We start from the raw sequence: 10,034 nt of genomic DNA, 5'->3' as shown, positions 1-10,034 counted from the left end.
TGAGAAACCGCCGTAAAACCAAGGTGACTTGGCCTACCAGATCGGTACGGGCGGTGGTGTGAGAGGGTGTTCGCTAGAACTCAGCGAAACCCTACTCGATTGTCTTCTCTTTCTTGACCAAGTAACTTAAGTAAACATAAAAGTTGACTTAGTAATAAAAAATGTTTACTATTTAGTTGTTACTGAGGAGTTTTGGATGAAATATGGCCAGTTCATCAAAGCTCTTAAGGACAAGGGCGTGAAGGTTGAGGATCGCACAAGACATCTGAAGCTTTCTTACGGCGGCAAGCAAACAGGTTGCAAAAGGCATCCGGCGGAAGAGTATCCTCCGATGCTTCTAGCAAAATTTTGAAGCAGCTCGGCCTTTGAACTTAAGTAGCAGGCAGGAGGATTCCCGCCTTTCACGATATTGGAGGTTCATGTGAGATTTTCTTACCCTTGTGAAGTATCGAGAGATTCTGAGACCGGTCAGGTTATCCTGGAATGTAAAAATCCTTCAGCCTTTGCTTTCGGAGACAGTTTGGAAGAGGCTGTGAAAGAGATGCACTCTCTTTTACTCGATTGCGTTTCCGACTACATTGATGAAGGAAAAATTTTCCCGACTGTCACAAAACCTGCAAAAAAGAATGAAGTATCTGTCGAGCTAACTCCAAGTGAAACCGTCAAGGTTTTGTTTCTTAATTCCATGGTTGAAACCAAGACAAAACCGATCCAAATCGCCAGACGCTTAGGAATAGCCAAACAGGAAGTTACTCGGATTTTAAATCCCAGACAGAAAACTAAGATTGATACATTAGAAAAAGCAATCGAAGCTACCGGAAAAAAATTGATCTATTCAATCGCCTGACAAACATCAACAATAAGTTGGAATTGAACTCCCGTTGGCAGATGGCAGACATCCGGACGGGAATTTTTTTAGAACTTCTGCGTATTCCAGCGCCACTAATTATTTGAAGTGAATTAAGCTTTATCGCCTTCATCCCATCTAAAATTGAAAATAGATTTCACTCGAAAAAAGGTGTAATTCGTCAGACACTTTCGGGGATGCAGCAGGAGGCTCCGACAAGGAGAGTGTATTTGCTCGAAAGCGTCGCTGTTCAAAGGTAGGGCAGAGACGTTTACGCTGCTTTTCAGTGAGGCTCAGATCTCAACAATTTTTGTGGCTAAAACAATGACAACTGCAAGAGACAAGCTTTTTATTTTCGATACAACCCTTCGTGACGGAGAACAAAGCCCGGGCGCAAGCATGAGCCCGCAGGATAAACTCCGTATCGCCAAGCAGCTCGAATTTCTCGGCGTTGATGTGATCGAAGCCGGTTTTGCTGCTGCCTCTCCCGGAGACTTTGAATCCATCTGCGCAATTTCCAAGGTGATTCGCAACTCTACCGTTTGTTCGCTTGCCCGAGCAAATCCTTCCGATGTAAGAAAGGCCGGCGAGGCCATTGCCGCAGCCCCGAGACGCCGTATCCATACGTTCATTGCGACTTCTCCCCTTCACATGGAAAAGAAGCTCAACATGACGCCGGAGCAGGTCATTTCCCGTGCCGTTGAAGCGATTCGCATCGCAAAGGAATACACCGACGACATCGAATTTTCCTGCGAAGACGCTTCTCGCTCGCAGCCTGAATTCCTTTACCGCATCATTGAAGCGGCGATTCGCGAAGGCGCAACGACGATCAATATTCCTGATACCGTCGGATACGCAGTTCCGTCCGAGTTCGGCGCTTTTGTTCGTGATTTGCGTGAACACGTCTATAACTCCGATCAGGCCGTTTGGTCCGTTCACTGCCATAATGATCTCGGACTTGCCGTGGCCAACTCCTTGTCCGGTGTAGTCCACGGCGGTGCTCGTCAGATCGAGTGCTCCATCAACGGTCTTGGCGAAAGAGCGGGTAACTGCGCTTTAGAAGAAGTCGTCATGGCGGTTAAGACCCGTAATGACTTCTTTAAGCTCGGCGTTGACATCAACACTCGTCAGCTCGTTCCGACTTCAAAACTCGTATCTTCTGTCACCGGTTTCCCCATCCAGCCGAACAAAGCGGTTGTCGGTTCAAATGCCTTCTCGCATGCTTCCGGCATTCATCAGGACGGCGTGATCAAGCATCGCGAAACCTACGAAATTATGACCGCAGAAGATGTGGGCTGGACAAGCAATCGTATGGTGCTCGGCAAGCTCTCCGGCAGAAGTGCTTTCCGTCAGCGTGTGCGCGAGCTGGGCATTCCGACAAAGAGCGAAGCCGAGATCGATGACGCATTTGCCCGATTCAAAGATTTGGCCGATAGAAAAGTTCAGATTTTTGACGAAGATATTCAGTCGCTCTTTGATGCTAAGAATATCCAGCCCCAGGAAATTTCTTTTGTTTCTCTGAAGCAGGAAAGCCAAACCGGTAAGACACCGGTAGCTGAAGTGACCTATATGGACCACGGAGAGCAAAGGGTAGGACGTGCCGAAGGCAACGGTCCTGTCGATGCGACGTTCCAGGCTATTGAAAGCTGCGCCAAGAGCGGAGCAGAACTTCTGCTCTTCTCGATTAACGCTCTGACTAAGGGTGCCGAAGCCCAGGGCGAAGTGACCGTTCGTTTGTCTGTTGGCGGCCGAGTCGTTAACGGCAACGGATCGGACCCCGATGTGCTGGCGGCTTCCGCTAAGGCTTACTTAGACGCCTTGAATAAGCTGGCTAAAGTTGAAGAGCGCAAGAATCCTCAGTTCGATCATGAGCCGACTCCATAAGAGCTGACTTACGAGTAGATTGACAGACGGGCGCTTCGGCGCCCGTCGCTGTAAGGAGATATAGATGGCTTCAGACGCAGAAATGGCTTCCTATATTGCAGACATGCTCAACTCGCTAGGAGAGGTTCGAATAAAGAGAATGTTCGGAGAATACTGTTTCTATGTGAACGAGAAGCCGGTCGGCTTTCTGTGTGACAACGAAGTTCTCGTCAAAACCAATGCAGAGATGAGAGCACTGCATCCTGAAATGCCTCAAAAGCTGCTTTTTGACGGAGCGGTCAATCCCATGTGGCTGATTGATAATCCGGATGATCGCGAAGCTGTTGAACAATACTTCGGCATTGCGGCAAAGATGCTTCCGGCACCCAAATCAAAGAAACCGAGGTCCTTAAAAAAGTCCGCAAAAATAAGAAAGTATCGGGACGGAGAGGGGTCGCCATTGAATGATCCTGCCGTAATGGGTGAGGGCACGGAAGAAAACAGTGACTAAAAGTTAAGGATCTGATGGAAAACGAGGAGAAGAATGGATTTTTTAGATATAATCTCGACTCGTTTTAATCACGCTCCGGCGTATTTTCCGTCGGAGTCGCTCGTAACGCCGAAAGGCAAAGGAAAATAAAATGGCACAGACTACTGCTCAAAAAGCTGAAATCATCGAGAAGTTCGCTCAGTCCAAGGGTGATACCGGATCTCCTCAGGTTCAGGTTGCTCTTCTGACAGCTCGTATCAACGAACTCACAGAGCACTTCAAAGTTAACCCGAAAGACCACCACAGCCGTCGCGGTCTTTTGAAGATGGTTTCCCGCCGTCGTAAGCTCCTTGACTACCTCAAGGGTCGCGACCTCGCAGCTTACAAGGCTTTGATCGAAGCCCTCAACCTGCGTAAGTAATCTTACCGGCATACCGATGAGCAGCGGTCCGCGGTTTTGTTACCGTTGACCGCTGTGTTTGTTTTTACAGATAAGAATTTTTTAAACCGGAACGTACGCGCGTTGCTGTATGTACGTAAGGCGGTGAGGACCGCCGAGTCGTAGATACCGCAATGTGCAGTTCCAAACATAAGGAAAAGAACGACATGACGATGTTCAATAAAGTAGTCAAGTCCTTTAAGTACGGCGATCACAACGTCCGTCTTGAAACCGGCGAAATCGCTCGCCAGGCCTCCGGCGCCGTGATCTGTGACATGGACGACACTGTCGTATTAGCCACTGTTGTTGCAAAGAAAGAAATTAAACCGGGTCAGGATTTCTTCCCTCTGACCGTTGATTACATTGAAAAGACTTACGCTGCCGGCCGTATTCCGGGAGGCTTCTTCAAGCGTGAAGGCCGTCCGAGCGAAAAAGAAACGCTCACTTCCCGCCTGATCGACCGTCCGATTCGTCCGCTGTTCCCGGAAGGCTTCTTCAATGAAGTTCAGATCATTATTCACGTCCTTTCCGTGAACCCCGAAGTTGATCCGGACATTCCTTCCATGATCGCAGCATCTGCAGCTCTGGCTGTTTCCGGCGTGCCATTTAACGGCCCGATCGCTGCTGCTCGCGTCGGCTACATTAACAACGAATATGTTCTATGCCCGAACCTTTCTCAGATGAAAGATTCCAAGCTCGACCTCGTTGTTGCCGGTACGGAACGTGCCGTTCTGATGGTTGAATCCGAAGCCGATCAGCTCTCTGAAGAAGTCATGCTCGGCGCCGTGATGTTCGGCCACGAAAAAATGCAGGTTGTTATCGAAGCCATCGACGAACTCGTTGAAGAAGCCGGTAAACCGCTGTGGGATTGGGCTCCTGCAGAACGCAATCAGCAGCTTGTTGCGCTCATCAATCAGATCGTCGGCAACCGTATTCATGAAGCTTACGAGCATCGCAGCAAACAGGACCGCAACGAATGCCTGCGCGCGATCTATGACGACGTCAACGAAAAAGTTAACGCTGCTGTTGAAGTCGGCGAACTCGCTGAAATCGGAGAAAACGAAGTCGCAAACATACTCTTCGAAATGGAAGCTGCCCACGTCCGCGGCAAGATCCTTTCCGGCGAACCACGTATCGACGGCCGCGACACTCGCACTGTTCGTCCGATCGAAATCCGTACCGGTGTTCTTCCGCGCGCTCACGGCTCTGCGCTCTTCACCCGTGGTGAAACACAGGCTCTTGTTGTCACAACTCTTGGCACCAAACAGGACGAACAGATCGTTGACGGTCTGACCGGTGAACAGCGTGAACGCTTCATGCTTCACTACAACATGCCTCCGTTTGCTACCGGTGAAACCGGCCGCGTCGGCTCTCCGAAGAGACGCGAAATCGGTCATGGCCGTCTGGCTAAACGCGCTCTAACTGCCGTTCTGCCGAACGAAGAAGATTTCCAGTACACCATGCGTGTGGTTTCCGAAATCTGCGAATCCAACGGTTCCTCCTCTATGGCCAGTGTCTGCGGCGGCTGCTTGTCTCTGCTTGACGCCGGTGTTCCTCTGAAAGACTTCGTGGCCGGTGTTGCCATGGGCCTGATCAAGGAAGGCAATAAGTTCGCCGTTCTGACCGATATTCTCGGTGACGAAGACCACCTCGGGGACATGGACTTCAAGGTTGCCGGTACCGATCACGGCGTGACTGCTCTGCAGATGGATATCAAGATTGAAGGCATCAGCAAAGAAATCATGCAGGTGGCTTTGGCTCAGGCGAAGGAAGGCCGTATGCACATCCTCGGCAAGATGCACGAAGCCGTTGAAGGTCCGAAGACCGAACTTTCTCCGTACGCTCCGCGTCTGGTTTCCTTCAAGATCAATCCGGACAAGATCCGTGACGTGATCGGCAAGGGCGGCGCTGTGATTCGTGCCCTGACGGAAGAAACCGGTACACAAATCAACATCGAAGACGACGGTACCGTTACCATCGCTTCCGTTGACGAAGCCGCCGGTGCAGAAGCCCGCCGTCGTGTTGAAGAACTTGCCGCTACTGTTGAAGTCGGTAAGGTTTACGAAGGCAAGGTTCAGAGACTGCTCGACTTCGGCGCTATCGTTCAGGTTCTGCCGGGCCGCGACGGTCTGCTGCACATCAGCCAGATCGCGCATGAACGCGTCAACCAGGTCAGCGACTACCTCAAGGAAGGCCAGATCGTTCGCGTGAAGGTTCTTGAGATCGATGACAAGGATCGCATCCGTCTTTCCATGAAGGCTTTGATTGAAAAGCCCGAACACAAGGAAAAGAAGGAAGAAGCTGCTCAGCAGGATGGCAATCCTGACATCATCAAAGGCTAATTTCCTTTGATTCTGAGATAGCTTAATGACAAAACCGGCGGCTAAAACCGTCGGTTTTGTCTTTCAATTTGTTGCGAAAACTAGTAATGACTGCTTCAGATGTCTTTGCCATAATGCAGCGATTCACTGATGCACTGTGACAAGAAAAAGTAATGAAATTGAACGGAAACTCACTCGATGAAGTACTGATGAAGGAAACTTTATCCGATGAGGATATCGTGTTCCTGCTCGGTCTGACCGAACCTGAAGACTGCAAGAAGCTTCAGGAAGCTGCCTATAAGAAGACCACCGAGCTTATGGGCAATAAGGTTTATTACCGCGGACTCATTGAAGTCTCTAACGTCTGCACGGTTGACTGCCGTTACTGCGGCATCCGCAAAGATAACTACGGTGTTCACCGCTATACGCTTACCAAAGATGAAATCTTGGGTGCGGCAATGTTTGCGGCTGAAAACGGCTACGGAAGCATCTGTCTTCAAGCCGGAGAGCGCAACGATCCGAAGTTTATTTCCTTTATCTCGGACTGCCTAAGAGAGATTCATCGCAAGACGGTCTCAGAGAGCCTTCTGGATGGTCTCGGCATTACCTTGAGTCTCGGAGATCAGACGAAAGAAGTCTACGAAGAATGGGCGGAAGCCAGCGGCAACCGCAAGAATCTTCGTTATCTCGCACGCTTTGAAAGCTCTAATCACGAACTTTTTGATTTTCTTCATAACGTTCCTCACAAGAAGTCCAAACATCTGGAGCATCGTCTCCAGTGCTTGCAGTGGCTTAAAGAGTGCGGATATCAGGTCGGTACCGGCGTGATGATCGGAATCCCGGGCCAGACCCTGGAAGATTTGTGTTCGGACATTCGTTTGTTCCAGAAGCTTGAAGCAGACATGATCGGCATGGGCCCCTACCTCATGAGCGAGGGCGGGGATCTGAAGTCTTTGGGCCAAACGGAAAACAAAAAGCTTTTCCAGCTTTCTTTGAACATGATTGCGATCACGCGTTTGGTGATGGGCAATATCAATATTGCCGCCGCGACAGCGATGCAGGTTTTGGATCCTCAGGGCCGAGAAACTGCGATTTCTTACGGCGCCAATGTCGTGATGCCGAATCTGACTCCGCTGCAGTACCGAGAAGGCTATCAGCTGTATGACAAGAAACCGGGACTCAAAGATGATCCGGAAACCTTCGGTCTGAAGCTTGAAGAACGCATTCAATCGAAGGGCAGAGAAGTCGGCTGGAATCTTTCCGGATCGTCGAGAAAGTGGCTGAACCGCACCGGCAACTCTCAGGAAGGCTACGACGGCAAAAAGAGCGCCGGCGAGCAGTCCGTGGTGTGGATTAAATCAACTGACTCGTAAAACTACGAGTAAAATTCGGTATTTAGTTTCTACAACAGAGTATTGGAGTTATCTGATGCGCAGAAGTTTGGTGATTGCCAATTGGAAGATGAACGGCTCGGTCGATTTCATTGACCAATGGACGAACGTCTTCACAACTTTTTCTCCCGTGAACACCGAATTAGCCGTGTGTCCGCCTTTTGTCTACATTCGCTATCTCCAGCAGAAATTTCTGACAAGCGCACTCGATATTAATGTCGGCGCACAGGACTGTTCCGTTCATGAATCCGGCGCTTTTACGGGTGAAGTGAGCGCAGGGATGCTGGCCGATGTCAAATGCCCCTGGGTCATTGTCGGACATTCCGAGAGAAGGCAGTATCACGGGGAGACCAATGAAATCGTTGCGGCAAAAGCCAAGATTGCCATCGAACACGGACTTCGTCCGATTGTCTGTGTCGGCGAGACGCTGGAAGAGCGTGAAAACGGACGAACAAGCGATGTTGTGATCGGACAGCTCAATGCCGTTCTCGATGCGATCGGACCAGAAACTTTGGTTACCGGCGCGGTAGCTTACGAGCCTGTTTGGGCCATCGGAACCGGCAAAACCGCCACGCCTCAGCAAGCTCAATTAGTTCACGCCGAACTGAGGGATAGTGTAGAATCTCGGGATTCTCAAGCTGCTTCCGCGCTCAGAATTATTTACGGCGGATCCGTCAAGCCGTCCAATGCGGCAGAGCTTTTTGCCTGCAATGACATTGACGGAGGATTGGTCGGCGGAGCTTCTTTGAAAGCTGCGGATTTTTATGCCATTGCCCAGGCCGCCAGCGGAATAGGGCTGATTTAATAAACGGATACAATTTATTATGCATTTACTGATTACGGTTGCGGTTGTTCTGCAGGTGATTTCTGCAGTTGCAATCATTGTTTTAGTGCTGCTTCAGCACGGTAAAGGCGCCGACATGGGCGCAGCCTTCGGCGGCGGTGCCTCCGGCTCTCTTTTCGGAGCCACAGGAAGCGCCAACTTCCTTTCCCGTTCTACTGCTGTTGCATCCACCATTTTTTTCTGCGCTACATTAGCGCTGACATTCGGCGGTCAAGTTCGCAAGGCTCCTGCTGCAGGCGGTGTTCTGTCTACTGTTACGACTGAACAGAAGGCTCCAGCTCAGCCCACACCCCCTGTTCCTGCGACTAATACTAGTGATTTCACTGATAAGCCTGCACAAAATCAAATTCCGAGGTAGAATGTCGTCTTTCGGTTCTGATGAAAACGGAAACGAAAGAAAAAGTTGAAAAAAGTGCCTTCGTGGTGGAATTGGTAGACACGCCATCTTGAGGGGGTGGTGACGAAAGTCGTATGAGTTCGAGTCTCATCGAAGGCACCAAAAAATTTAATTGCTAAGCCGTCGTGGTGAAATTGGTAGACACGCCATCTTGAGGGGGTGGTGACGAAAGTCGTGTGAGTTCGAGTCTCACCGACGGCACCAAAATTCAAAAAGCCTGATTAACGTAGAGTTGTCAGGCTTTTTCCTTACGCTTTACTCATTTCTTTGCTAATTTCTGCTTTTTAAAGTTGACGAGATTCCGCTGCCATTTTCAGCTGAAATATTGCAGAAGTTAGGGTATCTAGCAGAGGCCGGCCTCTGAACTTAAGGCGGCCTCCCTAGAATTCTGTTTCTTCTTCGTCCTCGTAATCCTGTTCCTTTTCCGGCTCAGCGTCAGGAACAGGAACCCCGAGAGCTTCAAATAACTTCCTTCTTTTCCCTGCGATTTCTCCGAAGTAATAGCCTCCGCAGAATTTGGTCTGCATCACATTGTTCAAGGAGTCCAGAACTCTGCAGTCTCCGTCATAAACCATCGGCAAGGCGGTGTTCTTTTTGCACTCCTCACTGTATTTTCTCAGTCTCGTTCTGACGATCATTGCAATAGAGGTCGCTAAGAACTGCACAAACGTTTTACCTGTTAATGACTCGTTATCCGAGACTCGATTTCGAGAGCAGCCCAATCGGGATTTGAGCGTTTTAAATGTATCTTCAACGATCCAGCGTTCCTGGTAAGCGCACCAAGCTTTTCCGGCATCGGATATTTCGTCGCCCACGAGCACCCGGTAGCCTTTGTAGCGGAGCTTTTGATCCATTTTTTTATTGTCGATGCTGTAGCTGACGGCATCGTCTTGCTCATGTTTTTCAAACACTTCTTCTAATAAAGTTTGTTCGTTTTCATCGAGCGCCTTTCCGTTGGCTAACTTTTCCCGGACGCGATCGATTCTCTCGAACAGCCCTTGTCTGGCGTTCTCAGCAATTTGTCGATCGAAGTAGATGTGCCAGTAAAGCTCCTCGCTCTCCTGCGTCTTTTTTGTGGATTTCTGATTTTTTACAGGACTAGGCTCGTAAATCCAATTGATTTTCTTTGTCACCTGGAAGACCTGGGTATACCAATCCCTCCGGTTTAAGTCCTGCAGATTGAGCCTTTCTTCATCAATGAGTTCTTGAGTAAGACTGCCGGAGATCCCGCATTTCATATTGAACAGGAACCCGACTTTATTTCTCAGGCAGTCATTGATATTTTTTGTGCCGCTGTAGCCGCGGTCAGACACAAGGACGACATTTTGGATGCCTAGTCGGGAGTTATCAGCGATAACTCGTCTGACAGTTTGTACATCCGGAACGTTTCCATCGTAGGTTCGATAGAAGATGGGCAGCCCGCTTTTGGACTCAACCAACAT

General features: G+C 49.7%; 10 protein-coding genes and 2 tRNA genes. 11 read left to right on the top strand and 1 reads right to left on the bottom strand.

Annotated elements, in window-relative coordinates; translation table 11 throughout:
- Positions 1-196 precede the first annotated feature (196 nt).
- The 11 genes from ACZND6_RS12095 (at position 197) to ACZND6_RS12045 (ending at position 8,796) form a co-directional block, all read left to right on the top strand.
- The gene (locus tag ACZND6_RS12095) at positions 197-352 is read left to right on the top strand and encodes an mRNA interferase (protein ID WP_149879615.1); all 156 of its coding nucleotides are present in this window, start codon (positions 197-199) and stop codon (positions 350-352) included.
- 69 nt (positions 353-421) lie between these two features.
- A complete protein-coding gene (locus ACZND6_RS12090) occupies positions 422-847 on the top strand; it encodes a hypothetical protein (protein ID WP_008811158.1) in 426 nt (141 codons plus the stop codon).
- Between the two features lie 324 nt (positions 848-1,171).
- Entirely contained in the window at positions 1,172-2,731 is a 1,560-nt protein-coding gene (locus ACZND6_RS12085) for a 2-isopropylmalate synthase (RefSeq protein ID WP_278384812.1), read from the top strand.
- A 64-nt stretch (positions 2,732-2,795) separates the two neighbouring features.
- Entirely contained in the window at positions 2,796-3,221 is a 426-nt protein-coding gene (locus tag ACZND6_RS12080) for a TfoX/Sxy family protein (RefSeq protein WP_300876828.1), read from the top strand.
- A 130-nt stretch (positions 3,222-3,351) separates the two neighbouring features.
- Entirely contained in the window at positions 3,352-3,621 is a 270-nt protein-coding gene (gene rpsO / locus ACZND6_RS12075; protein WP_008811161.1) for a 30S ribosomal protein S15, read from the top strand.
- Positions 3,622-3,806: 185 nt separating this feature from the next.
- The gene (gene pnp / locus ACZND6_RS12070) at positions 3,807-5,981 is read left to right on the top strand and encodes a polyribonucleotide nucleotidyltransferase (protein WP_300876842.1); all 2,175 of its coding nucleotides are present in this window, start codon (positions 3,807-3,809) and stop codon (positions 5,979-5,981) included.
- Positions 5,982-6,133: 152 nt separating this feature from the next.
- Positions 6,134-7,333: a [FeFe] hydrogenase H-cluster radical SAM maturase HydE gene (hydE, locus tag ACZND6_RS12065; protein ID WP_050749103.1), complete on the top strand. Its 1,200-nt coding sequence runs from the start codon at positions 6,134-6,136 to the stop codon at positions 7,331-7,333.
- Positions 7,334-7,388: 55 nt separating this feature from the next.
- Positions 7,389-8,156 (top strand): triose-phosphate isomerase, encoded by a 768-nt coding sequence (gene tpiA, locus ACZND6_RS12060; protein WP_489524729.1) that lies wholly within the window; start codon positions 7,389-7,391, stop codon positions 8,154-8,156.
- Between the two features lie 19 nt (positions 8,157-8,175).
- A complete protein-coding gene (gene secG, locus ACZND6_RS12055) occupies positions 8,176-8,553 on the top strand; it encodes a preprotein translocase subunit SecG (RefSeq protein ID WP_008811165.1) in 378 nt (125 codons plus the stop codon).
- 56 nt (positions 8,554-8,609) lie between these two features.
- Positions 8,610-8,694, top strand: a tRNA-Leu gene (locus ACZND6_RS12050).
- 17 nt (positions 8,695-8,711) lie between these two features.
- Positions 8,712-8,796: transfer RNA gene (locus ACZND6_RS12045), tRNA-Leu, on the top strand.
- A gap of 176 nt (positions 8,797-8,972) precedes the next feature.
- Here ACZND6_RS12045 and ACZND6_RS12040 read toward each other — a convergent pair.
- Positions 8,973-10,034 (bottom strand): IS1634 family transposase (locus ACZND6_RS12040; RefSeq protein WP_489524728.1); only part of this gene is annotated, 1,062 nt, incomplete at its 5' end.

It is taken from the genome of Parasutterella sp. (assembly GCF_057870745.1).
The sequence above is the reverse complement of the archived record's forward strand: the minus strand, read 5'-3'. Positions and strand labels throughout refer to the sequence as shown.

Coding starts and splice junctions, on each gene's coding strand:
- ACZND6_RS12095 (WP_149879615.1), top strand. CDS start 197: ATGAAATATGGCCAGTTCATCAAAGCTCTTAAGGACAAGGGCGTGAAG.
- ACZND6_RS12085 (WP_278384812.1), top strand. CDS start 1,172: ATGACAACTGCAAGAGACAAGCTTTTTATTTTCGATACAACCCTTCGT.
- ACZND6_RS12080 (WP_300876828.1), top strand. CDS start 2,796: ATGGCTTCAGACGCAGAAATGGCTTCCTATATTGCAGACATGCTCAAC.
- rpsO (WP_008811161.1), top strand. CDS start 3,352: ATGGCACAGACTACTGCTCAAAAAGCTGAAATCATCGAGAAGTTCGCT.
- pnp (WP_300876842.1), top strand. CDS start 3,807: ATGACGATGTTCAATAAAGTAGTCAAGTCCTTTAAGTACGGCGATCAC.
- hydE (WP_050749103.1), top strand. CDS start 6,134: ATGAAATTGAACGGAAACTCACTCGATGAAGTACTGATGAAGGAAACT.
- tpiA (WP_489524729.1), top strand. CDS start 7,389: ATGCGCAGAAGTTTGGTGATTGCCAATTGGAAGATGAACGGCTCGGTC.
- secG (WP_008811165.1), top strand. CDS start 8,176: ATGCATTTACTGATTACGGTTGCGGTTGTTCTGCAGGTGATTTCTGCA.